Raw genomic sequence first — 22,946 nt, forward strand, 5'->3', positions numbered from 1 at the left:
ACACGAGCGCCTTGACGTGCGTCAATAGAAAGATTGTCGACACATGCGCTTGCGACCGATTTTTGCCAATGCCCGAACAATCGAAACGCAAACTGCGCGGTTCGAACCCGAATGACCGAAACGGGTCACAGAGCGCCGCTTCTTACGGCGACGCTCTGCAGTTCTCTACAATTCAATCTGTTCCGAGATTGCCAACGCATCGTCGACTTCTATGCCGAGATACCTAATAGTGCTCTCCAGCTTGGTGTGACCGAGCAGCAGTTGTACGGCGCGGATGTTCCCGGTCTTCTTATAGGTCTGCGACACTTTGGTGCGCCTCATCGAATGCGTGCCATAACGCTTGAGTCAAGCCCGATGCTGGCAACCCATTTGTCGACAATCCTTCCGTACTGCCTCGTTGACAGATGCGGTTTCGCCCGCACCCGGCTCGGGAAAAGATAGTCACGCGCGGTGAGACGTCGTCGGGCGATCCGGGCCCCGACTGCGACTCTGGTCTGTTCCGTGATCTCGAACTGCACTTGTCGCCCAGTCTTGCGTTGAATGATGACCGCGCGATCACGAACGGTGCCGGACAGCGCGATGTCTCCAACAGTGACGGCGACCAAGTCGCAACCACGAAGCTTACTGTCGATCGCGAGATCGAAAAGTGTCAGGTCCCTTACTGCGCCCGACACCTGCAGCCGTGTTCGAATGCCCCAGACCTCGTGCGGCTTGAGCGGAGGCTTCTGACCAACGATATGGCTTCTGTTCCAAGGCATGGTTCTTCTCCATGCCGCCCTCCGCAGCCGCAGCACCCGCAATGAGCCACTGAACTCTAGCACTGGACTTGGAGTACACCTGAAGGATTCGCCATCAATGGTTACCGGCTTGAAACGACGTCGATATCAAGGCCTCAACAAGAGGCGCGCTCGCGCCACGAGTCGCCATTCGAGCGCAAGCACTGGAATGACCGGAAGGGGGCCGCAGAACGAACCCGCTGCGCGGGAGGGCGCCAGCGGCTGAGGTAGAGACCAAGAACCGGTCGTCACGCCCACATTGAGCGGGGTTCGGCAGGGGCAGAGCATCACAGGCTTCTTCAACAAGGGAGCCTGACCATGCCTCATTCAGTTCTCGAAGCTCCGATCAGCCCGCTGCGCCAGCGGCTGATCGACGACATGAACATGCGGCGTTTCTCACGGGAGACGCAGCGCAACTATCTCCGCGACATCGGACGCCTGGCGACGTTCCTCGGCCGGTCGCCGGATACAGCGACCATCGACGACCTGCGCCGGTTCCAGATCGAGCAGCAGGACGACGGTGTTCCCGTGCCGACGATGAACAGCATCGTGTCGGCGCTACGCTTCTTCTTCACGCATACGGTCGATCGTCCCGATCTGGCGCGCAAGCTCGTCCGACTGCGGCACCCGCGCAAGCTGCCGGTGGTGCTCAGCCGCGACGAGGTCGCCCGGCTGCTCAACGCCACCACCTGCCTCAAGCACCAGGCCGCGCTGTCGGTTGCTTATGGCGCGGGCCTGCGCGTGGCGGAGGTGTCGATGCTGAAGGTCGCCGACGTCGACAGCGAGCGGATGCTGCTACGCGTCGAGCGCGGCAAGGGCGGGCGATACCGGAACGCCATGCTGTCGCAAGACCTGCTCTTGTTGCTGCGCCAGTGGTGGAAGGTCGGGCGCCTGCAGGGGTGATGCATCGCGACGGCTGGCTGTTTCCGGGGCAGCATGCCATGAAGCCCATCAGCACCCGCCAGCTCTATCGCGTGGTCGTCGAGGCAGCGCAGGCGGCCGACATCGCCAAGCGGGTCGGGCCGCACACGCTCCGTCACAGCTTCGCCACCCACCTGCTGGAGGACGGCACCGACATCCGGATCATCCAGGTCCTGCTCGGACACGCCAAGCTAAATAGCACCGCCTTCTACACCAAGGTTGCAACCCGCACGGTGCGCACCGTCACGAGCCCGTTCGACAAGCTTGGCCTCTTCAAGCCGGAAGAGATCTCACCCGACGGCTGAGCGTGCGCGCCTCGATCGAGGTTGCCGACATCTTCCGCACTGCAGGGCCCGCCTACCGGGCCGCCCATGCCGGGCATCTGAGCCTCGCCCAGCTCAAGGTCATGTCGGCGATCGAGCACTGCCGCACCGCGGCCCTTGGCGGTCACGTCGAGGCCTGCGAGGACTGCGGCCAGTGGCGCATCGCCTATAACTCCTGCCTTATGGGCAAAGCCGGTAATGGGGAGCTGCCAATCGCGATCACCGTATTTTCCTGTGTATTGCCGCTCTCGAGCTCTCCATTACAAGTCACCCGTGCGGCCCCGTTGGGTCGGCCACTGATGGCCGGTCACATACGGAGACGGACATGTTGGAGACGTACTTCTCGGCAGCGAAGATGCTGGGGCATCTGCGCAGTGGGCCGAGCGGGCCTTACCTTGACGGGTTTGCAGCGGCGCTGGAGCGGCAGGGCTATGGCCCCGAGACAGCGGTACGCTATTTGCGAGCGGCGGCTCACATCGGCCATGTTATGGCCGAGCAAGGCGCGGGCCTGACGGACGTTGATCTCGCCGCGTTCGGCGAGCACCTGCGGACTTGCCGGTGTCCACGCGCCAAAGGCGGCCGGCGCAACCACCACACCATCTACGGTGCCAGGCTCTTTCGTCGGCACCTCGTCGAGCTCGGCCTTTGCCGGTCCGCGGCCGTGGGGGCAGCACCCGCTGAGCCGCAGCTGGTCGCCGACTTCAAGACGTGGCTGCGCAAGCATCGCGGCGCATCCGATGCCACCGTCAGGCTCTACGCCCGCGACGCCACAGGCCTGATGATGGAGCTTCGATCTGACCCGGCCGGCTGGAGACCGAACGATGTCCGCAGTTACTTCCTGGAGCGGGCGAGCAATAGCGGGAGTGGCACGATCGAGAAGATGACGACGAGCCTGCGGGCCTTCCTGCGGTATCTCGCAGTCGCAGGCCGTTGTCAGGCAGGTCTCGACGGCGCCGTTCCAGCCTACGCTCATTGGCAGCTTGCCGACATGCCCCGGTATCTGTCGACCGAGCAGGTCGACCGGCTGATCGCTGCCTGTGATGGCGACTTCGGTGGACGCCGGCGTGATCGTGCGATCGTACTTTTGTTGGTGCGCCTCGGCCTGCGGGCCGGTGACGTGGCGCAACTGCGTCTCGCGGATATCGAGTGGCAAACGGGATCGCTGCGGGTCTGCGGCAAGTCGCGCTACGAGGTCCGGCTGCCGCTGCCGCAAGACGTCGGGGATGCGATCGCCGCCTACCTCGAATGCCGGCCGTCTACCCGCCGGAACGATCCCTTGTTCACTGGGCCGCGCTCGGACCGTCCGTCGCGCAACGCGATGCACGGCTCAGAGCCGTCTGTCGCTTCGTACGCCATGTCCAGGTGGAGGACGTCAGGCACGAGCTGCCGCCGGCAAATCACTTCGGCGCCCGCAAGAAGCGTCGCACGCCGCACATCTACACGACAGACGAGATCAGTCGGCTGGTCGAAGCTGCGCTGCGGCTTCAGCCAACGCGCGGCTTGCGCCCGCACACGCAAGCGACCTTGATCGCGCTGCTCTCATGCACCGGGCTCAGGATCTCCGAAGCCCTGAAGCTGACGATCGCGGACGTGACCCGCGACGGTCTGCTGATCCGCGAGACCAAGTTCCGCAAGACGCGACTGGTGCCGCTGCACGACACGGCGGCCGCCGGCTTGCAGCGATACCTGGCACGTCGCGGGCCCGGCTCAGACGATGATCCGGTCTTCATCGACAAGCGCGGTCGGCCGCTACGCTACATTGCCGTCAAGGAGACCTTCGACAGGCTGGTCGACAAGGCTGGTATCAGATCGACGTCGGCTCGCCGTCCTCGTCTGCACGATCTACGGCACACGTTTGCGGTGCGCGCGCTGCAAGGCAGCCCTACCGGCCGAGGCCGGTGCGGGGCGCACATGGCGGCACTCGCGACCTACATGGGTCACATCAACATCTATGCGACCTACTGGTATCTCGAGGCCACGCCCGACCTCTTGCGCGATGTCGCCATGGCCGGCGAAGTGTTCATGTCCGAAGGGAGGTCAACATGACGCCGATCGCTCCCCTCATCGAGACGTTCCTGCGCGACACACTCGCTTGCCAGCGGGGCGCCAGCCGGCACACGAGCGACTCCTATGCCTCGAGCTTCCAGCTGCTGTTCGTGTTCGCCGCCGACCGGCTCAAGGTCAAACCTTCGGCGTTGACGCTCGAACAGATCGATGCCGGGCTCGTCAGCGCCTTCCTTGAGCATCTTGAGGACGAGCGCAAAAACGCGGCCGTAACGCGCAACGTTCGCCTGGCGGCGATCAAGTCGTTCTTCCGCTTCCTCGAGTACCGGCAGCCGGCGGCGCTCGAGCAGATCCGCCGTGTACTGGCGATCCCGTTCAAGAAAACTGACACGCGCCTCGTGCCCTACCTTCTGCGCGAAGAGCTCCAAGCCGTGCTCGACGCTCCCGATCCGGCGACACGCGATGGCGTCCGCGATCGCGCAATGCTGCACGTGGCCGTCTGCGCAGGGCTGCGCGTCTCCGAGCTGACGGGCCTCAAGGTCGATGACATCGACCTGCCTTCGATGAGCATCCGCGTGCTCGGCAAGGGACGCCGGGAGCGGACGCTGCCATTGTGGAAGCCGGCGGCCGCTGCACTGCGTGCCTGGCTGGCCATCCGCAGGCAGGTCGCGACACCCGAGGTGTTCGTCAACGCCCGTGGTGAGCCTCTGAGCCGATGGGGCTTTGCCTATCTGCTCAGGCAGCACGCCGCGACTGCAGCTCGCAAGCAGCCCGGTCTCGCCAAGAAACGCGTCTCGCCCCACGTGCTCAGGCACACCTGCGCGATGGTCGTTCTGCAAGCGACCGGGGACATCCGGAAGGTGTCGCTGTGGCTGGGCCACGCTACGCTGACGACCACCGAGGTCTACACGCGCGGCGATCCAACCGAGAAGCTCGATGCGATGGAGGCGATCTTGCCGCCCCACCTGCGGCGCGGCGTCTTCCAGCCCACCGACCGGCTGATCGAACTCCTCAGGCGTACCTCGTAATGGAGAGCGGGGTTGGCGGTGATTGGTGCACGAGCGCGATCAAATTGCCGCCAGCTCCCCATTATCGGCTTTGCCCATAAGGCAGGTAATGGGTGACGCCCATTACCTGCCGCAACCGGCACTGTCCGAAGTGCCAGGGTGCCACGGCGCGGACATGGCTTGCCGAGCGTGAGGCCGACCTGCTGCCGGTCGGCTACTTCCACGTCGTCTTCACGCTGCCCGCCGAGGTCGCCGACATCGCCTTCCACAACGAGGCGGCGGTCTACGACCTGCTGTTCAAGGCGGCGTCGGAGGCAATGCTGACCATCGCGGCAGATCGGAAGCATCTCGGCGCCCGCATCGGCATCACCGCCGTGCTCCACACATGGGGTTCGGCGATGACGCACCATCCCCACGTGCACATGATCGTGCCGGGCGGCGGCATTGCACTCGACGCAAGCCGCTGGATATCGTCGCGCCCGGCATTCCTGCTTCCGGTGAGGGTACTCGGCAAACTGTTCCGCCGGCTCTTCCTGACCCGTCTGGGCGCGCTGTACGACGCCGGCCGGCTTAGCTTCTTCGGATCGATGGCGCATCTCACCGACCGGCGGGCATTCCTGCGCCACTTGTCGCCCGTCAGGAGGAAGTGCTGGGTGGTCTACGCCAAGGCGCCCTTCGCCGGACCGGAGGCCGTGCTCGCCTATCTGTCCCGCTACACCCACCGGGTCGCCATCTCGAACAGCCGCCTCATCCGCTTCAACGAGAGCGGCGTCACCTTCCGCTACAAGGACTATCGCCGCGCCGATCGCCAGCAGGTCATGACGCTCGCCACCGATGAATTCATCCGCCGCTTCCTGCTCCATGTCCTGCCGCCCGGCCTCCATCGCATCCGCCACTACGGCCTGCTCGCCGGCTCCGTTCGCAAGGCCAGTCTCGCGCTTGCTCGCGAACTCCTGAACGTCGCCGCGCCGTCTGATGACGACACCCCGAAAGAACCGGACGACTTCCGCCCGCCATGCCCCTGCTGTGGCGGCCGCATGATCGTCATCGAGGTGTTCGAACGATGGAGGCAGCCGCGCGGACCGCCGGACAAAACGACATCGAACCGGGAGAGCTGTCTATGACCCGGCATCGCATGGTCCAGCCTTCAGCCGCCGGCATCCAGCCTTCGGCAGCAGACCCACGCGCGTCCATGGTGATCCTCGATGCTGAAGGGGTCGCGTCCGGCCGCCCACCAAGCCGACAATACCGCACGGAGGCGCAACGAAGCGGTCTGTCCGCATCCATCCCGGCGCTTCCCGACGGCGGTCGCGCCATCGACGACACCGGCCGAAATCCGAAATCCCCATAGCCATCGCCTGTGGCCCGCGGGTTCCTTCCTCGGGGATTTTCGTACGCCTGTCGGCGCCCGAAACTCTTCACGGGAGCGGCCAGTCAGGTTTTGGCATCCAAGCTGCACTTGCAGACGTTCGCGTCAGCCGTTGCAAGGTCGCCCTAGAAGTGACGGGGAAAGCGGCCCTTCAATCAAGACTGGACGGTCAGTATGGCCGCTCCTGCCGAAGTGCCTTTTCGGTGCTGTTTTGCTCTTCACCGTCATCTGGGCGATTCAGCGTTACCGTACAGCGGATGAGGAAATTCCAGTCGGGTCCGTGCTCGATGATGAGATGGAGATCCGAAATCTCCTCGAAATAGTGCTCAACACTCTTCGGCCCGTCATCGGTGCGATAGTCGATGACGGCCTTCCAGCGTTTTTCGCCATGAAGGGTGACAACGTTGTTCATCTACGCTCCGTGGCGGTCACGGCACTCAATCTGAGGCCGAGAAGGTCTATTGCCGAGGTCAATACAGGCGCAGCGTGGAGTCGATCCTGATCCCGGCGCCCGTCATTGCGGCGATGAAGGCGGAACTGACCTGCTCCGGCGTGGCGGTGCCCAGTTTGACGCTCGAGCAGCAGTTCATGGCGTCGGGCCACGCCGGGGTGTCGTGCTCTCCCCAATGGGCGAACAGGAAATCAGCCGCCTGGGACACCAACGAGATCAGGCTAAAGCCTGTTCGGCCGTCGTAGATCACCAAAGGCACCCTGAAATTCTGACTGTTCATCGTGGACCCATCGGGATTTCCAGGGCGAGCGTTCTGCCTTCGCCTGGCGTCCGGACGTCTCAATGCATCTCATGTCTGAGCTTCGTTTCGGCTGCTCTGCGCCGCGAGCCGTCGGTATCGTCCTGCCTGCGGCGTCGCGCTTCTTCAGGCCGTGCTCCCAGCCGGATAGACTTGGAACGTATCGTCACCACGGGCGGTCTGCCCAGCAGCATGTCATAGAACTTCGTCACGGAGTGCCGATAAGCGAGATAGGTGGAGAGCATTTCATCATCCTTCCCTGTTGGAATTCGGCGATCGTCTTTGCCCCCCGCTCTGCGATCTTGCCTGGCCGATCCGGTTAGGCCCCCTTGCGTCCGGTTGCCCGCTTTTTCGGGGACGGTTTGTTTGTGTTTGTTGCCTCGCCGGCAAGCCTGGCCAGTCTCAACCGCTCGGTCTTCTGTTCCCGCACGGCCGCTTCGCCGTCGATGATCTGGCGGGCAGCCCTGGTGGTGGCGTCCTGCTTCGTTTCGATGGCGGTCGGCTTGGGCTTGAATATCCCTTGCGGCATTTCAGGGTGTCGCATGTGCGGATCTCCGGTCATTAAAAGAAAAAAGGCCGGGACTTGCCCGACCTCTCTCATCTGCGCTCTGCGGCCAGTGCCAGTACATCCGTGGTCAAAGGCCGGCGCAATCGTTATGCGGCCTGCAGGTTCTCGGCTGCGCTCTTGCCGTTGCGGTTGTCCTTCACGAGGTCGAAGCTGAGCTTCTGGCCCTCGACGAGGGAACGCATGCCGGCGCGCTCGACGGCGGAGATGTGGACAAAGACGTCCGGCTGGCCGCCGCCCTGTTCGATGAAGCCGAAGCCCTTGGTCGCATTGAAGAACTTCACGGTTCCAGTATTCATGACGACTTCCTTTCAATCATCCGTAGAAAATTGTCTGCCGCGCAAGATGAACGACAAACGGTTCAGACCGATTTTGAGAGGAGAAGATCGCCGAAGACGCAGTTCGCGTCAGAAACAAAGTTCGACAGCCAAGATCGATGTTTACAACATAGACCCATCTGGTGTTCGAAACAAGGCACGGCCGGTAATAATTCTTCGTCCCTCAAAATGAATGACCTCGCAGAAGCGAGCCGTCGACCACCCGCTGAGAATTCCGGACGAGATGCGGAATTGCCTCGCTATCCGTGCGACGATGCACTATGGACAGCGATGCAAAATCCCAAATTCGCTGAGCCGGTGACCGTTCGGGCCAACATTCAAGGCGCCGAGACAATCGTTACCGACGTCTATGAATGCTCGTCATTTCTGCTCCGGAACTGGCCGGGCAAGCGTGGGCCAGCCCATCGCGCGGCCCTCCAGGCTTGCCACGATGCCAGCGCAGACAAGAAGCCCATATCGAGCGTGCGACGGGCGTTCGCTTCCGCGGCGCGCGAAGCCGGTATTCTGGTTGGGCATTAGTGGATCGGTTTGCCGAGAAGGGCCGAAGCTATCATTGCAAGAAGAACAGGTGCCAAGCCAACGGGATGTATGAATAGGACAAGCCGCCCTGTTCGAGTCCTTGGCAAGCAGTCAAAGGATATTCCATGGCAAACCCCTGTCGGGCGTTCTACACCAGTTCGAACGGCGACTGCTGGCTGGTCGTCAAACCCGGCGGCGAAGGCGACATTTTCGTGAGGCATGAGCCGAACCAGGCTTCGGGTGGCCAGGCTTCCGAGGTCGACATCGCCACCTTCATTGCCCGCGGGACTGGTTCACCTGAAGGCAAGGCCTTGATCGATCTGCTCAGGCAACTGAGCACCGAACAGGACCGGGAGGATATGGAAAGGCTGGCCGCCGACAAGGAGCATACGTCAAAGTGATCGGCTTCGGCAGTCGGCCTTCGAACGTAACCTGCGACGCTCCGACCTGCGGATAGATAAATGAAAAAAAGAGGCGTATCGCGTCACAACGATTACGTCCGCCGTGCCTTTCTCGCCGCCTCCGGCTTGATCGTTATGCGCAGCATCCCTCCCTCGGGATGATCGATGTCGAAGGTGGCGGTCTTGCGCACGAGATCGCTCAGCTTGCGGAAGCTGAAGGATTGAAATCGGAAGCCAGATTGGCAAGCTGCGTGCCGACCGCACCGAGCGGAACCCAGCCATCCTCGCTTTCCATCTGAGCGATCACCTTGCGGATGATCGGCACTGCCGTGGACGGCGGCTGCAAAGGTTTCATGTTCGGCTCAGCTTCCGGTTCGTTCGCAGGAGCGGACGGTAATAGGTTCTCGGTATAGACGAACCGGCGGCAAGCCTGACGAAACTCTCGGGCGTCTTCTGCTCGCTAAAGCCGAACACGTCGATGTCCTGCTCGCGGATTCGGGCGGCGAGCCGGGTGAAATCGCTGTCGGAGGAAACCAGGCAGAAGCCGTTGAAGCGCCCGCTGTGAATAAAGGTCCATGGCGTCGATGACCAGAGTGATGTCGCATGGGTTCTTGCCTGTCGTATACGTGTTTCGAGGCGGCGTTATCCGTGCAGGCATACCCTCCCGACTGCATATCAATTTAGGTGTCACAGCAACGATCGCGCTACAGGCGCGTTCTGCATGCATACCCGGCGATTTCGGTCTGTACTGGGGACTTCGCTTGAAATTCCACGAGGATGATCATGAGGGCCAGCGGCCTTTCGGCGGAGTAGATGAGACTGGCCATCCACCACAGGACGAGCTACCGCTATGCTCGACCCGTAATCTTTCAGCCGCACCGCATGATTCTGCGGCCACGGGGCAGCCATGAAGTTGTCTTGCTGACAAGTTCACTTGTCTGCTCGCTGGTCGCGCAACTTGAGTGGACGCAGGACGTCTTCGGCAACCTCATCGCAACTGGCAGCTTCTTGGAGCCAGCCGCAGAACTGGTCATTGCAAGCGAGTTCAAGGTCGAGCAGTCGGCGGTGGCATGGCCGGTGTTCCGGATCACGCCCGAGGCGCATTCCTTCCCATTCGAATATCCCCCCGATGATCTGGCCGATCTGGGCGCACTGCGCATTCCGGAACATGAAGATCCCGAGGGGCGCATGGCCGATTGGGCGCGAGCGTTTGTTCGCGGTGCGACAACCGATACGCTTTCGCTCCTGAAAGACCTTAATGCCGGCATCCTCAGCTCGGTGGCGTATCGCATGCGGGACGAAGAAGGCACGCAGGCGCCCCTGGAAACGCTGATGCTAGCGAGCGGCTCATGCCGCGATATCGCCGCGCTGTTCATCGAGGCCGTCCGCCATCTCGGCTTCGGCGCCCGCGCCGTCTCTGGTTACCTATTCGATGCACAGCAAAAGACAGACGACCCAGGATCGACTCATGCGTGGGCCGAGGTCTATCTTCCCGGCGCTGGATGGATCGCCTTTGATCCGACGCATCGTCGACTCGGCGGCGCCAACCTCATCCCGGTCGCGGTTGCCCGAAGCAACCGCCAGATCATGCCCATCGTGGGCGGCTATGTCGGAAGCCCAGCAGATTTCCTTGCCTTGGATGTCGCGGTCAAAGTCACGCCAGAATCATAATCTCGCTCAAGCCGGTGGAAACGACGCGGACCCTCCATTCTCCTTCTACCTGTAAAAGACACAGGAACTGAACGCCGGCCACTTCATTGAGGAAGACGCGCAACGCGCAATTCACCTTCAAAGGAATTTCCATGGCCAAGAGCGCTAGACAGTCGTCGGGCACGCCCGCGACGATCCATGACCAGAAACTTGAGCGCGGCAATGGCGGCGAGCTGCACCAGATCGCGGAAGGCGATGCTCCTGTCCTGACGACGGCTTAGGGCGTTCCGGTTGCCGACGACCAGAACACCTTAAAGCTAGGCGAGCATGGACCGACCCTGATCGAGGACTTCCACTTCCGCGAGAAGATTTTCCACTTCGACCACGAGCGCATCCCGGAGCGGGTGGTGCATGCACGCGGCTACGGGGCGCACGGGTATTTCGAGACCTATGAGTCGCTCGCCAAATACACGCGCGCTGACATTTTCCAGCGTGCCGGCGAGAAGACCCCTGCCTTCGTTCGCTTCTCCACTGTGGCCGGCAGCGAAGGGTCCGCCGACCTTGCACGCGACGTGCGCGGCTTTGCCGTCAAGCTCTACACGCAGGAGGGCAACTGGGACATCGTCGGCAACAACATCCCAGTTTTCTTTATCCAGGATGCCATCAAGTTTCCCGACATCATTCACTCGGTAAAGCCGGAGCCCGACCGGGGTTTTCCGCAGGCCGCATCCGCCCACGACACTTTCTGGGACTTCATCTCGCTGACGCCGGAATCCATGCACATGATCATGTGGGTCATGTCTGATCGGGCGATCCCCCGCTCCTTCCGCTTTATGGAAGGTTTCGGCGTGCACACGTTCCGCTTCCTCAATGAGAAGGATGAGTCCATCTTCGTCAAGTTCCACTGGAAGCCCAAGCTCGGCCTGCAGTCGGTGGTGTGGAACGAGGCAGTCAAGATCAATGGGGCCGATCCTGATTTCCATCGCCGCGATCTCTGGGACGCGATCCAGTCCGGCAATTTTCCGGAATGCGAATTGCGGGTCCAGCTCTTCGATCAGGATTTCGCCGACAGTTTTGACTTCGACGTGCTCGATCCGACCAAGCTCATCCCCGAGGAAGTTATCGAGCCGATCGCGGTGGGCCGCCTGGTTCTCGACCGCATGCCGGACAACTTCTTTGCCGAGACCGAGCAGGTCGCGTTCATGACGCAAAACGTACCGCCCGGCGTCGATTTCTCCAACGATCCACTGCTGCAAGGCCGCAACTTCTCTTATCTTGATACGCAGATCAAACGGCTCGGCTCGACCAATTTCACGCACCTTCCGATCAACGCGCCGAAATGTCCGTTCCACCATTTCCAGCAGGACGGCCACATGGCGATGCGCAATCCGGTCGGGCGGGTGAATTACCAGCCGAACTCGTTCGGCGAAGGTCCAAGGGAATCGCCACAGCGCGGCTTCCAGTCATTTCCCGAAGCCATGGAAGGCCAGAAGGTCCGGCTGCGCGCGGCAAGCTTTGCCGATCACTACAGCCAGGCGCGCCTGTTCTTCGACAGCCAGACCGCGCCAGAGCAGAAACACATCGCCATGGCGCTGACCTTCGAATTGAGCAAGGTCGAGACGCCCGTCATTCGCGAACGGATGATTTCACTTCTGCTCAACATCGACGAAGGACTGGCCGAAACGGTCGCCGACAAGCTCGGCATCAAGGAGCTGCCCAAGCCGGCGGACGCGGCAGTTGCCCCACGCGACGATCTCCAACCGTCACCCGCGCTCAGCATCATCGCGAACGGACCGGATAGTTTCGCGGGCCGCAAGATCGGCGTGCTGGTCAGCCCTGGCGCTGACGCGTCGCTTCTGAAGAAGCTCCGAACCCCGATCGAGAAGGAAGGCGCGACGATGGAAGTCATCGCTCCAAAGGTTGGCGGTGTCGAAGCGGCGGACGGAAGTACAATCTCTGCCAAGCACATGATCGATGGTGGGCCTTCGGTCCTGTTCGACGCCGTGGCGCTGGTCCTCTCCGAGGAAGGTGCCGAACGCCTCACCGGCGAGGCCGCCGCGCGCGACTTCGTCGCCGACGCCTTTGCCCATTGCAAGTTCATCGGGTTTACGCCCGGCGCCGCGACGCCGTTGCGGAAAGCCGGCGTCGATCCGGACGTCGATGAGGGGCTGATCGGTCTCGGCGAAACGAAGGCGATTGCCGGATTCATCGAGACGTGCCGAAAGCTCCGCCTCTGGTCCCGAGAGGCGGCGGTCAAGCTGTAGCACGGTGCCTGAGCAGGGCCGAAGAGCCAGCCGTGGCTGGCTCCTTCGTTGAGACGCACATTCCGATACGGGCTAGCTATCAGCGCATCAGCCCGGCGGTCCGCAGGGCGTCCTCGATAATCTTCTGCACACCTGACGCGGGTGACGCCTCCCGCTTCGGAGCCGTCGACACCTCCGGAGATCGCGCCGGCATCCTTGGTCCGGCATTGGATTGGGTTCCGATGGGCGGCGGGGAATAGACGACGATGTCCCGCCGCTTCGACCCGGCAGAAGGCCTTGCCTCTCCGTCCGCGATCTCCCAGAACCGCGCGATCTCCTGCGTCGAGGAGATGCCGACATCCAGCATGTATGGTCCCGGTGTTCCGTAGCCATTCTTGTCGATTGGCGTGCCATGGCCCATTCCGGCAATGATGTTAACCTCCAGCACGACCTCTCCGCTGGCATCGCGCCAGACCTGCCGCGTGTTCTTGCCCTCGGTGCGAGTGTGCGTAGGCGCGGTTTGGATCTGGTGGACGCCCCACCACTGGCTGGCGATCGCCTTGGCATTCGAAACGTCGACGGTCTGGTCACTCGTCCCCTGCCAGATCGAGATCCTGGGCCATGGGCCCCGATGCGGAGACGCGTCACGCAGCATGCGCCGCAACTCCTCGTCCGAGGGGCTACCATGGCCTCGCATGCGGTCAAACGCTTCCGGGATGGTCTTCGCGCTGCCATAAGCGAGGCCGGCAATGATTGCGCCGCCGGCGAAGACATCAGGATAGGATGCAAGCATGGTCGCAGCCATGGCGCCCCCGGCAGAGAGGCCCGTGACGAAGATGCGTTTCCGGTCCAGGCTATGCGCCTTCACCATCGCCTCGATCATCTGGCGTATCGAAAGCGCCTCACCGGCATCCCGCTTCACATCGGCAGGCTGAAACCAGTTGAAGCACAGATTTGGATTGTTGGTTCGCTGCTGCTCGGGATAGAGCAGCGCGAAGCCGGCTTCATCGGCAAGCTGCGACCAGCCTGAATGATGGTCGTAGCCTGCCGCGCTCTGCGTGCAGCCATGCAACACCACAACGAGCGGCGCACCTTCCGGCAGGTCATCAGGAAGATAGAATTTCGCATTCAAAGCGCCGGGGTTGGAGCCGAAGCCGGTTAGCGCCGAAAGACGGTCGGGCGCGCCAAGGTTACCGGAAGAGCCTGGGTCGCGAGGCTTCAGCGCGGCAAGCCGCGCGATCGTATCGGAGATTTTTCGCAAGTGGGCCGTCCTTGTTGATGACGCCCGGAATTGGACGGCAATGGGTGCAACGCACCTGCAGCAATATCGTCGCTGCACTGCACCATAACAAGGGAGATGCTCAGATGAGTAGATTTCTGGAGTCAAGCCATGAGTTTGCCTGCCGCGTCTACCAGCTTCCTGACCATGCCTGTGTGACCAAAGGCGAACAGCTTTGCGTCCGTATCGTCACGCCCTGCAATCGTGGTCGAAATGATCTCCGACGCGATCTGCGAAAAGGTGATTCCGTTGCCGCCATAGCCTTGGACGGCGAAGATACCGGGATGACCGGGCAACTCGCCGATATAGGGCAACCCGGTCGTCGTGGTGCCGAAGCAGCCGGTCCAAGCGAACTCGGCCGCGGTATCCAGTTGCGGAAACAGATGCTTCAGCTTGGTGGAAATCGTCCGCGTCTTGGCTGCGAGCAGACTGTCCCGTCTCGCCTCGTCGACGAAGTCCTCGTCCTCGCCGCCGCAGATCACACGTCCGTCGGCTGTCGCGCGCATGTAGAGATAGGGATCGGACGCCTCCCAGACTAAAGCCGCGCCGGGCCAAAGCGCACTCTTCTGCGGCTTCGTTGCGATGGCGTAGGTGGAGATCACGGAATGGGTGTCGGAGGGCACGATGTCCAGGAATTCGTAGCCCGTTGCCAGCACGACATGTCTGGCGGAGATCACCGGCCCGTCCTTGGTTTTCGCGCGAACGCCGGTCGGCCCGGTGGCAAGGCCTGCGACCTCGACGGGAGCGTAGAAGCGGGCTTTTCGGTCGAGCGCCTTGCCGAGAAAGCCGGCGGTGAGCTTGCGCGGATCGAGGGCCAGATTGTCATGGCTGAGAATTGCGCCCTTGCGGTCGATGCCGAACTTCTCCTTGAGAACGGCGGGCGTCAGATAGCTCGCGCGTATTCCAGCGTTGGACCTGGCCTCCGCCTCCAGTCGCAATTCTCCGGGATCGAGAGCATTCCCCGCGAGATACAAGGATTGGGTTCCAGTCATGTCACAGGCGATACCGAGTTCACTGATGCGACCTTGCAGGTTGGTTACCGCCAGACGCGATCGTCTCCACGCCTGTTCGGCGTCGAGTTTTCCGATCTTCCGGCTGAGGCCAGAGAGCGGTTGATCGATCTCGAACTGCACCAGCGCGGTGGTCGCCGGCGTAGAGCCGAGCATGCTGCCACGACGATCGACACCAATGATCGTGAGACCCCGAGCGGAAAGCACCTCGACCAGCATTGCGCCGCTGATGCCGAGCCCTACTACCAGCACGTCGCACGTGACGTCTCGCGTCAGCTTTTGCGTCGGTATGCGGGGAGCGCGGTAGGCCTCCCAAACAGGAACGCCGGTCCGCAGGTCGAGCTTGCGCGTCATCGTGGTCGCCAGGGTATGAGTGAAAACATGAACCCCGGCGAATGATCACCGGGGTCCATCGAAGATGGTTGCGGGCCGACCATGCCGAGCAAGACCAGCCGAGAACCGGCTATCTTGATGTGGTCACGTAGGCGATCTCGTCATCGTCGCGCTGCCTGCCGCCGAGCGCCGCGGCGGCGCTGGCGATGAAGGCGCCGACCAGCAACGGTAGTGCACCGACCAGCGCGAACGTCGCTCCGGCCTTGCGTGCGGTGTCGGCAGCTTCCTGCGCGGTTACCTTGGCCTGCTCGACCTGGGCCAGGACGGCATCGACGCGCGCGGTTGCATCGGCTTGAGACAATCCCGTGCGGGCTGCTACGAGTTGGCCAAGATAGGCCTTGTCGTCTGCGGACATTTCTCCCGCTGCCGCGCTGGCGATGAGGATCCGCGAGGCCTGCGCGGCCGCAGCCGTGTCGCCTTCCGCTCCCGGTGCCGCCAGTCTTGCAGCATCGGCGGGACGGAAGAGGGAGTCGACGAAATAGGAGGTCGCATCGGTTCCACCACCGTCTCCGGCATTTGCCGATGCTCCCGCCGAGGCGCCCATCGCAGCTCCGGATGCCACTTTGGACGCCGCCTGAACGCCCGTGCCGATTGCCGCCGACAGGGCCGAGCCCAGCACGAAGACGACGAGCAGCGTCGCCAGCGCCCAGGCCATGAACCCGTGCGCGGTATCGCGGAAGAAAGTCTCGTCGGTATGGATGCCGACCCATTTCGTGCGAAGACGCCCGGTCAGATAGCCTCCGAGCCCGGACGACAGCCATTGCACGATGACGAGCCAGATCGCCGTCGAGACCGCGAAGGTTGTGACGCTGGCGCCCGTGTTGGACCACGGTGAAACCATGGTGAGGCCGAGGCCGGAGCCAAGAAGCATCAAGATGAAGGTGAGCGTCGCGGCCGCGAAGGCGCCGGCGACGATAGGCCCCCAGCTGACGGCCGACGAGGATGACTCGACCGGAGCGGCCACGTCAGTGGCGAGGATGGTTGAAGCCATGATTGTCCTCCTATCGCATGAACAGAGCGAGAAGGATGATGATCGGAATCGGAACCCCGAGTAGCCAGAGCAGAATGCCGCGACCCATGATGGTCTCCTGTCGAAGGTATGAAAGCTGAAAAGAAGCCAGCCACCGCGGCGGCGCCGGGTGGCTGAATGTGGGTCAGGCGGCCTTGGCCATCTCGTTGGCGGATGCGTCCGCCAAGCCGGTCAAGGCCTTGTCGGTCATGGACTCCTCGCCGAGCGTCTGGTCGAGCAGTTTGGAGGCCTCTGCCATGCCGAGGACCTCGGCCCAGCGTTTGAGTGTGCCGTAACGCGTGATCTCGTAATGCTCTACGGCCTGGGCCGACGAGATGAGGCCGGCATCGATCGCTGCCGTGCCCTTGAAGGTTTCGATGATCTCCTCGCCTTCAGAGATGATGCCTTCGATGGCGTCGCAGGTCTTGCCCTGAGGCCGCTTGCCCATCAGTTCGAAAACCTGCTGCAGGCGGTCGACGTGGCCCTCGGTCTCGTCCTTATGCTTCTCGAACGCCGCCTTGAGTTCAGGCGATGATGCCGCGCGGGCCATCTTGGGAAGGGCCTTCAGGATCTTGCGTTCTGCGTAGTAAATGTCCTTGAGCGTATCGTGGAAGAGATCTTCCAGTGTCTTTTCTTTTGCCATGGGAGTTTTCCTTTGGTGCGCATCTTGTGAGCGCTGCCATTCACGAGGTCGTGAAGCGCATCACATACAGCGTCCCGCAAGCCGAAAGGTTCCGCATGCCCCCGCTCTCACTGCGCGCGGAGCGCGCTCTGAAGCGGATAAAACTGATTCGTAGTGTGCTCTCGGAAAGCGATCGCCAGGTTCCGACGTCCAATTCGGCGAGCGTTCTTTGAAGGTCAGCTGTCGTGAGCGGCTTTCTAATGAACCGGCTGCCTTCGGCCATATCCGATGTATTCGGTCTCCTTTGGCCGGACACGACGATTAGGTGACAGGGCGGCCACCGGTCCCGAACCACAAAGGTCAAAGTGAGGCCATCCATGGTTCCCGGCATGTCCACGTCCGTGATCACCGTCATGATGGCAGGATCGGATTCCAGCATCGCGATCGCCTCGTCGGCATTGGCCGCCTCGAGAACCGGGAAACCCATATCTTCCAGCGATGCCACCAGATCCATCCGGATGAGCGGCTCATCCTCGACAGCGAGTATCTTGGCTGCAGGGCGGGAGGTCACCGAGGCTCCATATGATGCAGAATTGCATCCAAGCCTCCGCGCATCGGGAATGGCAGCTCGCTGCAAGTAGAGAGAACCGCCCGTTTAGTCGTTTGGTTCCGGGTGGCTGGAATTTTTCCGAGCCGGCGATGATGCACGGATATCCAGAACAAATCTCGTCGACGAGGCGTCCGATGTCACTCCAAGCGTTCCGCCATGGGCCTTCGCAATCTCGGAAGCGATGAACAGCCCAAGGCCGAGACCTTCGACATTCCGTCCACCTTCGCCTCTCGCAAATGGCTCGAAAAGGTTTGCAAGCGTCTCTGCCGGAATTGGAGTGCCGCTGTTCTCCACGGCGAGTTCGAAACCCGCCTTATCTGCTTTTGCTGACACGCGGACCGGCTTATCCACGTCGCCGTAGCTCAAGGCATTGCCGATCAGATTGGAAAGAAGTTGTGCGATGCGACCGTTGTCCACCGGCACGGCGTGTTCCACCGAGACCTCGGCAATGATCGACCGATCAGGGTGCGCGGTCCGCAGTTCGTCGACAACCTGATCGAGTGTTCGCTCGAGGAGATGGGCATCCGCCTCCAGATCGAGCGTCAGCCCGCTTCCCAGCCGGGATCTCGCGAAGTCCGCGACATTGTCGATCAAACCACGCATGCGTAGCACGCTTCCCTGCATCAGCAGCAGGATCTGTCTGCTGTCGGGTTCCGCCTCATGCCTGCGCATCAGCAGCTTGGCTCCGGAGACGATAGAGGCGAGCGGATTGCGCAGATCATGGCCGAGCACTGCGATGAACTTCTCCCGCATCGCGCCGAACGCTCTTTCCCGGGCAAGCAATTGCTCGCTCACGGCGATCTGATCGACGGAATCGAGATGGGCGGCGATCAATTCTGCAAAGAGCCTGAACATGCCGACGATTTCCGGATCCTTGAGCTTGGCCGGCTTCGGATCGATAGCGCAGAGCGTCCCGAAGAAGGAGCCGTCCTTGCGAAAGATCGGCATGGAGATATAGCTCTGGAAGCCATACATCGCCGGCGTCGGATGACCGCAATAGATGGGATCTTCTGCGACGTTGTTGATGATGACGGGATCTCCGCTTTGGCGAATCTCGTGGCAGATGGTGGTTGCGACCTTCAACTCACCTCCGGGCTGAAGGCCGAACGCGATATGGTCCAGCACGCTGCACGCGATCCAGCGATCCTCGGTGACGCGTGCGACAGCCGCAAATCCCATTCCCGTAGTTCGGCACACCACGTCGAGGATGGTCGGCACTGCGTCAATCTTCCCGATGGCGTCGATGTCCGCCTGGTAGTCGCTTTTCAATTGTTGGCTCTCGGTGAGATTGTAGCGGAGACATCTCCGTGCCGGCGGCGCGCTGAGACGAACTCGGCGCCCATGGCACAATCCATCCTAACAATGCGCCAAAGAGAGGCGGATCGCAATTGGAAACGCAACTTGCCGGCGATCGTAACGAGCCTTTGGCCGGACAGAAAGACTGTCCATTTGAAGGAACATCTTGACCGTATCGCCGATCTGCCCGTGCAATCTCTTGTAGAGCAGGCGGAGAAGGTCGGCTTGCAGCCAAGGCGACACTCGGACTCGCAAGGGGCAGCTCTTCACGGCAAAGCGATGTCGTCGCCTGCTACCGTGATGTCGTCCTATGACGTGCCTCACGAAACGAGATGAGACGCTGGCTGTTTTCATCCCAAAGAACGAGCTTCAAGCAACGGAAGCTTTGCATGATGGTGATATGGCCGATGCCGCACAGTTCCGGGTAGTCCCTCAGCACTTCCGGAAGCCGGTAATACGGCACTCTGCTCGAAAGGTGGTGGACGTGATGAATGCCGATGTTGGCCGTCAGCCATCGCAAGACAAAGGGCAGTTCATAATATGAGGAGCCGTGCAGAGCGGCGTCCTGGAATTGCCATTGCTGCTTTTGCGACCAGTGCGTTTCCTCGAACTGATGCTGGACGTAGAACAGCCAGATACCGGCTGATCCGGCCATCACCACGACCGACAGTTGCACGAGCATGAACGACCCGATGCCGACCAGCCAGACGAGGCCGAGGGCCAGAACCAGGATCGCCAAGTTGGTCGTGATGGTCGAGACCCACGGTTCGAGCCCTGAGCGCATCATGCCGAAGGGCAGCCTTTGCTTGAACAGGAAAAGCCAGATGGGGCCGATGCCGAACATCACGGCCGGGTTGCGGTAGAGCCGGTATGCGAGCCGGCGCGATCGCGACAGGGACCGGTACTCGGCCACGGTCAGGGTCGTGATGTCGCCGACGCCGCGCGCGTCGAGATTACCGGCCGAGGCGTGATGCGCCGCATGTGCACGACGCCAGTAATCGTAAGGCGTGAACGTCAAGACGCCGATCACGCGACCGGTCCAGTCATCCGCCTTGCGGTGGGCGAAGAAGGAACCATGGCCGCAATCGTGCTGGATCATGAACAGGCGAAGCAGGAAGCCTGCCGCCGGAACAGTCAGCGCCATTCCCAACCAGACGCCATGATACACCGCCATCGCGGCGAGCGTCCAAAGGCAGACGAACGGGACAAGCGTCACCATCAGTTCGAGCAAGCTGCGCCCCCTGCGCGGCTCCCGGTAGCTGGCGAGAACCTTCGGCCAGGCCCGTTCGCCGCCTCGGAGCGCAGGAGATGTGGCTTTCGTCAACGACAATGGTCGTGCCTCGATAGGTTTGGAGACTGCTTTACGGAACGGTCCGGACGCAAAAGCCGTGGTGTAGAGAAGTCACCACGATTGGGTTTTCATAAGAGGCGGTTGTCCTCGGCCGTCTGACGAGCATGCCGTCGGTGTAGGCTTTCCGGCGCCGTTCGGCAGCCGCCTTGCGGATGTTTTCGAAGCGGTTTTGTTCGTTCTCTTTTGTTGCCGGCTTCGGATCGGCTTTCTTGACAGAGTTGGCCATCGAATAGATTCCTGTCGCTGGTGGATGGCGAAAGAGATCGCCGGAAACCTGCCCGGCGATCAGGGACATCTCGCCTCGAATCTATGCGGCGAGAGCCATGGCGCAAGCCTGGACGCCCAGCCTATCTGGGCTGGTCTGTCCGGGCATGGTCGCCCAGCCGCCGGCCTCGATGAACTGCCGTTTCGCGTAGCTGTCGGCCAGGGCCTTCAACTGAGCAAGTTTCGCCGCCTTATCCGGCGCCGCGTTGAACCTTTCGACGCATATGGCGGACGCCAGTTCTCCGCGTGCGTTGTCGCCGGCCGTCGCCGCCATCGCCTGTGAGGTGCCGCCGGTCACCCAGCCGCCCCAGCTAAAGCCGACGACCATCGTGGCGACGACCGCCGCAATGCACGCCCAGACCAGCATGGTCTTCGAAGGCTGATAGTCTTCCCAACGCCGTGAGAAGGATCGATTCGTCGTACTTTGCATGGCCATGGTATCAATCCTTTCTGATTGAAGTTCCGATTACCCTCCGCCGTCGGCGGAGAGTTGAGGCACTGCCTTCGCATATCGGCTCGGGCGCGACGGCCTGAAACGAAATGCGGGATTGCTAGACGCCATCCCAGGCATCCGCGACTGTCGATGCGCCTAGTAGCCCATTGCGCTCATACCGCCATTTCCGGCTGCCGAGGCGGCGGAATCTTTCACCGGGATATCGGCGATCATCGCTTCCGCGGTGATCAGCAGGGCGCCGATCGAGCCGGCATCCTGCAAGGCGGTGCGAACGACCTTGGCGGGATCGACGATGCCGGCCTTGATCATGTCGACATAGGTCTCCGTCTGCGCGTCGAAGCCCTGGTTGCGATCCTTGCTGTCCGTGAGCTTGCCGATGACGATCGAGCCCTCGACGCCGGCGTTATCGACGATCTGCCGGATCGGGGCTTCGAGCGCCCTGAGCACGATCGAAATGCCAGCGGTGACGTCCGCATTGGCGCCCGTCAGCGAAGCCAGCGCAGTCCTTGTGCGCAACAGTGCGACGCCGCCGCCCGGAACGATGCCTTCCTCAACCGCCGCGCGTGTGGCGTTCAGCGCGTCGTCGATGCGATCCTTCTTCTCCTTGACCTCGGTCTCGGTCGCACCGCCGACGCGGATCACCGCGACGCCGCCGGCGAGCTTGGCCAGCCGCTCCTGCAGCTTCTCCTTGTCGTAGTCCGATGTCGTTTCTTCGATCTGCGCCTTGATCTGGGCGATACGCGAGGCAATTCCGGCCTTGTCTCCGGCACCATCGATGATCGTGGTCGTATCCTTCTCGATCACGACCCGCCTGGCGCGCCCGAGCATGTCCAGCGTGACGTTTTCCAGCTTGATGCCGAGGTCCTCGGAGATCATCTGTCCGGCACTCAGCACGGCGATGTCTTCCAGCATGGCCTTGCGGCGGTCGCCGAAGCCCGGCGCCTTGACGGCCGCGACCTTCAGGCCGCCGCGCAGCTTGTTGACCACGAGCGTCGCCAGCGCCTCGCCCTCGACATCTTCCGAGATGATCAGCAGCGGCTTGCCGCTCTGCACGACGGCTTCGAGGATCGGCAGCATGGCCTGGAGGTTGCCGAGCTTCTTCTCGTGGATGAGGATGTAAGGGTCCTCCAGTTCCACGCGCATCTTTTCGGCATTGGTGACGAAGTAGGGCGAAAGATAGCCGCGATCGAATTGCATGCCCTCGACCACGTCGAGCTCGGTCTCTGCCGTCCTGGCTTCCTCCACGGTGATGACGCCCTCGTTGCCGACCTTGTCCATCACCCTGGCGATCATGGCGCCGACGCCGGCGTCGCCATTCGCAGCGATGGTGCCGACCTGGGCGATCTCTTCCGAAGATTTGACCTTCTTCGACTGCGCCTGGATTTCCTTGACGACGGCGGCGACGCCGAGATCGATGCCGCGCTTCAAATCCATCGGGTTCATCCCAGCGGCGACCAGCCTGGCGCCTTCGCGCAGGATCGAGGCGGCAAGCACGGTCGCGGTCGTGGTGCCGTCGCCGGCAAGATCGTTGGTCTTGGAGGCTACCTCGCGCACCATCTGCGCGCCCATGTTCTCGAACTTGTCGGCGAGCTCGATCTCCTTGGCGACCGTGACGCCATCCTTGGTGATGCGCGGCGCGCCATAGGCCTTGTCAATGACGACGTTGCGGCCCTTGGGTCCAAGCGTCACCTTGACGGCATTGTTGAGCAGTTCGACACCGCGCAGCATTCGGTCGCGAGCGTCGGTGGAGAATTTGATTTCCTTGGCAGACATGATGTTTGTCCAATCGATTC

The 22,946-nt window shown here is 62.0% G+C and carries 22 protein-coding genes and 6 pseudogenes; 11 read left to right on the plus strand and 17 right to left on the minus strand.

The genetic code is table 11. The features are described 5' to 3' along the window. Positions 1-165: 165 nt before the first annotated feature. Positions 166-758, minus strand: a pseudogene (locus tag SAZ10_RS10400) (tyrosine-type recombinase/integrase). Between the two features lie 336 nt (positions 759-1,094). Here SAZ10_RS10400 and SAZ10_RS10405 point away from each other — a divergent pair. From SAZ10_RS10405 to SAZ10_RS10435, 7 genes and pseudogenes are all read left to right on the plus strand, one after another. Beyond that, positions 1,095-2,002, plus strand: a pseudogene (locus tag SAZ10_RS10405) (tyrosine-type recombinase/integrase). A 2-nt stretch (positions 2,003-2,004) separates the two neighbouring features. Further along, positions 2,005-2,199 (plus strand): annotated as a pseudogene (locus SAZ10_RS10410) (transposase zinc-binding domain-containing protein); the annotation flags it as partial. A 146-nt stretch (positions 2,200-2,345) separates the two neighbouring features. Next, the gene (locus SAZ10_RS10415) at positions 2,346-3,548 is read left to right on the plus strand and encodes a tyrosine-type recombinase/integrase (protein WP_318609161.1); all 1,203 of its coding nucleotides are present in this window, start codon (positions 2,346-2,348) and stop codon (positions 3,546-3,548) included. Further along, positions 3,521-4,066: a tyrosine-type recombinase/integrase gene (locus SAZ10_RS10420; protein WP_318609162.1), complete on the plus strand. Its 546-nt coding sequence runs from the start codon at positions 3,521-3,523 to the stop codon at positions 4,064-4,066. The genes SAZ10_RS10415 and SAZ10_RS10420 overlap by 28 nt, the downstream gene beginning before the upstream one ends. Further along, positions 4,063-5,052, plus strand: coding sequence for a tyrosine-type recombinase/integrase (locus tag SAZ10_RS10425; RefSeq protein WP_318609163.1), 990 nt, complete (start codon positions 4,063-4,065; stop codon positions 5,050-5,052). Before SAZ10_RS10420 ends, SAZ10_RS10425 begins: the two co-directional genes overlap by 4 nt. A 104-nt stretch (positions 5,053-5,156) precedes the next feature. After that, a pseudogene (locus SAZ10_RS10430) lies at positions 5,157-6,155 on the plus strand (IS91 family transposase); the annotation flags it as partial. Then, entirely contained in the window at positions 6,152-6,382 is a 231-nt protein-coding gene (locus tag SAZ10_RS10435; RefSeq protein ID WP_318609164.1) for a hypothetical protein, read from the plus strand. The pseudogene SAZ10_RS10430 and the gene SAZ10_RS10435, both read left to right, overlap by 4 nt. Before the next feature lie 187 nt (positions 6,383-6,569). Here SAZ10_RS10435 and SAZ10_RS10440 read toward each other — a convergent pair whose 3' ends face one another. From SAZ10_RS10440 to SAZ10_RS10460, 5 genes are all read right to left on the minus strand, one after another. Next, positions 6,570-6,812 carry a hypothetical protein gene (locus SAZ10_RS10440; RefSeq protein WP_318609165.1) on the minus strand — a complete coding sequence of 81 codons (243 nt, stop codon included), beginning with the start codon at positions 6,810-6,812 and terminating at the stop codon, positions 6,570-6,572. Positions 6,813-6,870: 58 nt separating this feature from the next. Next, positions 6,871-7,131 (minus strand): DUF982 domain-containing protein, encoded by a 261-nt coding sequence (locus tag SAZ10_RS10445; RefSeq protein ID WP_318609166.1) that lies wholly within the window; start codon positions 7,129-7,131, stop codon positions 6,871-6,873. A 59-nt stretch (positions 7,132-7,190) separates the two neighbouring features. Next, complete coding sequence (locus SAZ10_RS10450) at positions 7,191-7,394, minus strand: hypothetical protein (protein ID WP_318609167.1); 204 nt, start codon at positions 7,392-7,394, stop codon at positions 7,191-7,193. Between the two features lie 74 nt (positions 7,395-7,468). Next, on the minus strand, positions 7,469-7,750 hold the full coding sequence (locus SAZ10_RS10455; RefSeq protein WP_318609168.1) for a hypothetical protein: 282 nt from the start codon (positions 7,748-7,750) through the stop codon (positions 7,469-7,471). Positions 7,751-7,803: 53 nt separating this feature from the next. Further along, positions 7,804-8,013, minus strand: a complete 210-nt coding sequence (locus SAZ10_RS10460) for a cold-shock protein (protein ID WP_040999790.1) — start codon at positions 8,011-8,013, stop codon at positions 7,804-7,806. 309 nt (positions 8,014-8,322) lie between these two features. Here SAZ10_RS10460 and SAZ10_RS10465 point away from each other — a divergent pair, with 309 nt between their 5' ends. Together SAZ10_RS10465 and SAZ10_RS10470 are read left to right on the plus strand one after the other, a co-directional pair. Next, on the plus strand, positions 8,323-8,571 hold the full coding sequence (locus tag SAZ10_RS10465; protein WP_318609169.1) for a DUF982 domain-containing protein: 249 nt from the start codon (positions 8,323-8,325) through the stop codon (positions 8,569-8,571). Positions 8,572-8,696: 125 nt separating this feature from the next. Then, on the plus strand, positions 8,697-8,972 hold the full coding sequence (locus SAZ10_RS10470) for a hypothetical protein (protein ID WP_318609170.1): 276 nt from the start codon (positions 8,697-8,699) through the stop codon (positions 8,970-8,972). 92 nt (positions 8,973-9,064) lie between these two features. Here the strand turns inward: SAZ10_RS10470 and SAZ10_RS10475 are convergent. Then, positions 9,065-9,597, minus strand: a pseudogene (locus SAZ10_RS10475) (NYN domain-containing protein); the annotation flags it as partial. 188 nt (positions 9,598-9,785) lie between these two features. On the opposite strand from SAZ10_RS10475, the gene SAZ10_RS10480 reads away from it, so the two are divergent. Both SAZ10_RS10480 and SAZ10_RS10485 read left to right on the plus strand, forming a co-directional pair. Next, positions 9,786-10,643 (plus strand): transglutaminase family protein, encoded by an 858-nt coding sequence (locus SAZ10_RS10480; RefSeq protein ID WP_318609171.1) that lies wholly within the window; start codon positions 9,786-9,788, stop codon positions 10,641-10,643. 131 nt (positions 10,644-10,774) lie between these two features. Continuing rightward, positions 10,775-12,886 (plus strand): annotated as a pseudogene (locus SAZ10_RS10485) (catalase). Between the two features lie 79 nt (positions 12,887-12,965). Here the strand turns inward: SAZ10_RS10485 and SAZ10_RS10490 are convergent. From SAZ10_RS10490 to groL, 10 genes are all read right to left on the minus strand, one after another. Beyond that, on the minus strand, positions 12,966-14,126 hold the full coding sequence (locus SAZ10_RS10490; RefSeq protein WP_318609172.1) for a PHB depolymerase family esterase: 1,161 nt from the start codon (positions 14,124-14,126) through the stop codon (positions 12,966-12,968). Between the two features lie 122 nt (positions 14,127-14,248). Then, positions 14,249-15,508 carry an FAD-dependent oxidoreductase gene (locus SAZ10_RS10495; RefSeq protein ID WP_318609173.1) on the minus strand — a complete coding sequence of 420 codons (1,260 nt, stop codon included), beginning with the start codon at positions 15,506-15,508 and terminating at the stop codon, positions 14,249-14,251. Positions 15,509-15,617: 109 nt separating this feature from the next. Next, the gene (locus SAZ10_RS10500) at positions 15,618-16,538 is read right to left on the minus strand and encodes a hypothetical protein (RefSeq protein WP_318609174.1); all 921 of its coding nucleotides are present in this window, start codon (positions 16,536-16,538) and stop codon (positions 15,618-15,620) included. 163 nt (positions 16,539-16,701) lie between these two features. Then, positions 16,702-17,199: a ferritin-like domain-containing protein gene (locus tag SAZ10_RS10505; protein ID WP_318609175.1), complete on the minus strand. Its 498-nt coding sequence runs from the start codon at positions 17,197-17,199 to the stop codon at positions 16,702-16,704. A gap of 40 nt (positions 17,200-17,239) precedes the next feature. Continuing rightward, on the minus strand, positions 17,240-17,749 hold the full coding sequence (locus SAZ10_RS10510) for a response regulator (RefSeq protein WP_318609177.1): 510 nt from the start codon (positions 17,747-17,749) through the stop codon (positions 17,240-17,242). Between the two features lie 84 nt (positions 17,750-17,833). Further along, positions 17,834-19,057 (minus strand): GAF domain-containing sensor histidine kinase, encoded by a 1,224-nt coding sequence (locus tag SAZ10_RS10515; protein ID WP_318609178.1) that lies wholly within the window; start codon positions 19,055-19,057, stop codon positions 17,834-17,836. 319 nt (positions 19,058-19,376) lie between these two features. Continuing rightward, positions 19,377-20,414 carry a fatty acid desaturase gene (locus SAZ10_RS10520; protein ID WP_318609179.1) on the minus strand — a complete coding sequence of 346 codons (1,038 nt, stop codon included), beginning with the start codon at positions 20,412-20,414 and terminating at the stop codon, positions 19,377-19,379. Between the two features lie 31 nt (positions 20,415-20,445). Next, positions 20,446-20,730, minus strand: a complete 285-nt coding sequence (locus tag SAZ10_RS10525) for a hypothetical protein (RefSeq protein ID WP_318609180.1) — start codon at positions 20,728-20,730, stop codon at positions 20,446-20,448. 12 nt (positions 20,731-20,742) lie between these two features. Beyond that, a complete protein-coding gene (locus SAZ10_RS10530; protein ID WP_318609181.1) occupies positions 20,743-21,135 on the minus strand; it encodes a hypothetical protein in 393 nt (130 codons plus the stop codon). Positions 21,136-21,288: 153 nt separating this feature from the next. Further along, the gene (gene groL / locus SAZ10_RS10535) at positions 21,289-22,926 is read right to left on the minus strand and encodes a chaperonin GroEL (protein ID WP_318609182.1); all 1,638 of its coding nucleotides are present in this window, start codon (positions 22,924-22,926) and stop codon (positions 21,289-21,291) included. Between the last annotated feature and the right edge of the window lie 20 nt (positions 22,927-22,946).

The organism is Mesorhizobium sp. BAC0120 (assembly GCF_033542235.1).
GTDB lineage: Bacteria > Pseudomonadota > Alphaproteobacteria > Rhizobiales > Rhizobiaceae > JAWRCU01.

Excerpts from the sequence above, each read along its gene's own strand:
- SAZ10_RS10425 (WP_318609163.1), top strand. The coding sequence starts at position 4,063 with ATGACGCCGATCGCTCCCCTCATCGAGACGTTCCTGCGCGACACACTC.
- SAZ10_RS10435 (WP_318609164.1), top strand. The coding sequence starts at position 6,152 with ATGACCCGGCATCGCATGGTCCAGCCTTCAGCCGCCGGCATCCAGCCT.
- SAZ10_RS10455 (WP_318609168.1), bottom strand. The coding sequence starts at position 7,750 with ATGAGAGAGGTCGGGCAAGTCCCGGCCTTTTTTCTTTTAATGACCGGA.
- SAZ10_RS10500 (WP_318609174.1), bottom strand. The coding sequence starts at position 16,538 with ATGGCTTCAACCATCCTCGCCACTGACGTGGCCGCTCCGGTCGAGTCA.
- SAZ10_RS10450 (WP_318609167.1), bottom strand. The coding sequence starts at position 7,394 with ATGCTCTCCACCTATCTCGCTTATCGGCACTCCGTGACGAAGTTCTAT.
- SAZ10_RS10440 (WP_318609165.1), bottom strand. The coding sequence starts at position 6,812 with ATGAACAACGTTGTCACCCTTCATGGCGAAAAACGCTGGAAGGCCGTC.
- SAZ10_RS10495 (WP_318609173.1), bottom strand. The coding sequence starts at position 15,508 with ATGACGCGCAAGCTCGACCTGCGGACCGGCGTTCCTGTTTGGGAGGCC.
- SAZ10_RS10460 (WP_040999790.1), bottom strand. The coding sequence starts at position 8,013 with ATGAATACTGGAACCGTGAAGTTCTTCAATGCGACCAAGGGCTTCGGC.
- SAZ10_RS10525 (WP_318609180.1), bottom strand. The coding sequence starts at position 20,730 with ATGTCCCTGATCGCCGGGCAGGTTTCCGGCGATCTCTTTCGCCATCCA.
- SAZ10_RS10505 (WP_318609175.1), bottom strand. The coding sequence starts at position 17,199 with ATGGCAAAAGAAAAGACACTGGAAGATCTCTTCCACGATACGCTCAAG.
- SAZ10_RS10415 (WP_318609161.1), top strand. The coding sequence starts at position 2,346 with ATGTTGGAGACGTACTTCTCGGCAGCGAAGATGCTGGGGCATCTGCGC.
- SAZ10_RS10470 (WP_318609170.1), top strand. The coding sequence starts at position 8,697 with ATGGCAAACCCCTGTCGGGCGTTCTACACCAGTTCGAACGGCGACTGC.
- SAZ10_RS10530 (WP_318609181.1), bottom strand. The coding sequence starts at position 21,135 with ATGGCCATGCAAAGTACGACGAATCGATCCTTCTCACGGCGTTGGGAA.
- SAZ10_RS10480 (WP_318609171.1), top strand. The coding sequence starts at position 9,786 with ATGAGACTGGCCATCCACCACAGGACGAGCTACCGCTATGCTCGACCC.
- SAZ10_RS10465 (WP_318609169.1), top strand. The coding sequence starts at position 8,323 with ATGCAAAATCCCAAATTCGCTGAGCCGGTGACCGTTCGGGCCAACATT.
- SAZ10_RS10445 (WP_318609166.1), bottom strand. The coding sequence starts at position 7,131 with ATGAACAGTCAGAATTTCAGGGTGCCTTTGGTGATCTACGACGGCCGA.
- groL (WP_318609182.1), bottom strand. The coding sequence starts at position 22,926 with ATGTCTGCCAAGGAAATCAAATTCTCCACCGACGCTCGCGACCGAATG.